General features: G+C 62.0%; 1 protein-coding gene. It reads right to left on the bottom strand.

Annotated features, from left to right (window positions below):
* Nucleotides 1-18 precede the first annotated feature (18 nt).
* Nucleotides 19-933, bottom strand: a complete 915-nt coding sequence (locus ACVOK1_RS20495) for an IS110 family transposase (protein ID WP_481563094.1) — start codon at nucleotides 931-933, stop codon at nucleotides 19-21.
* Between the last annotated feature and the right edge of the window lie 219 nt (nucleotides 934-1,152).

Raw genomic sequence — 1,152 nt, 5'->3', positions numbered from 1 at the left:
TCTGTAGCAACTGTCTTGTCAGGCGGAGGCCATCTGGGCCTCCGTGTCCCGCTTGCGGGCGTTGAGGATCACCAGCATCTTGCGCATCACCGCGACCAAGGCCACCTTGCTTGGCTTGCCTTGGTTGACGAGGGATTCAAAAAATTCCTTGAGCCGGGGCTCATAGCGTTTGGCGGTCAGTGCTGCCATGTAGAGCGCTTCGCGTACAACGGCACGGCCGCCGGTGATGCTCCGTCGTCCTTTCCAGGTGCCGCTTTCGCGGCTCATGGGGGCAACCCCTACCAAGGCCGAGATGGCTTTCCCACTGAGCCTTCCCAGCTCTGGCAGCTCGCAGGCCAGGGTTGCCATCAGCACCGGGCCAGCGCCTTTGAGCTTGGCAAAGTCACGCCATCCATCCTGCTCGGCCAAGAGCGCTGCGATGATGGAATCGAGCTGCTTGATGCTCCTCTGGATCTCGCGCAGATGCTGATTCAGCATGGAAATCAGGCTGGGTTCGCTGAACGCGCGCATGCGCTGATGCTCGCTCACCCGCATCTGCACCAGATGGCGCCGACGCTGGCACAGCTCACCCAGACGGCGCTGCCAAGCCGCTGGCGGGACGTAACGGGTCAGCTTGAGAGCGTCGGCCATGTGAGCCAGAACCATGGCGTCAATGCGATCGGTCTTGGCCTGCTTCCCGGTGGCTGAGGCGAAGCTGCGGCCACGGCCCGGGTTGATCCGCACCATCGGCAAGCCAGCTCCATGCAAGGCGTCCAGCGCCTTCTGTTCATAGCCGCCGCTGGCCTCCAGCACGACCTGCTTGGCTGGCCATTGCTGCAGCCACTTGATCAGGCTGGCCCAGCCCCGCTTGTTGTTCTTGAACTGACGAAAGGCCTGTTCATGGACGGCCACATCCAAATTCTCACCGCTGACATCGATCCCGATCCCAAACATGGGGCAACTCCGCTAGGCTGACAGGGTCGAGAGCTCCCCCCGCTTGCCCAGTCTTATCAGTACGAGTGCCAGCTCGATCAACTGTTCGGGCGGATCAGGGAGAAACCGGCGCGGAGATCCTTGCTACAGAGCGATCGAAAAGACCTAGAGCCGAACGGTCGTCCGCGCCGGGCTCTCGGCACCTAAAGTGCCAGAGTCGGAAGAGATAAGAGCCGAGCC

The sequence above is a fragment of the Stenotrophomonas sp. STEN087 genome (assembly GCF_056759115.1).
Note: the sequence above shows the minus strand (reverse complement) of the source record. Positions and strands in the feature narration are given on the sequence as shown.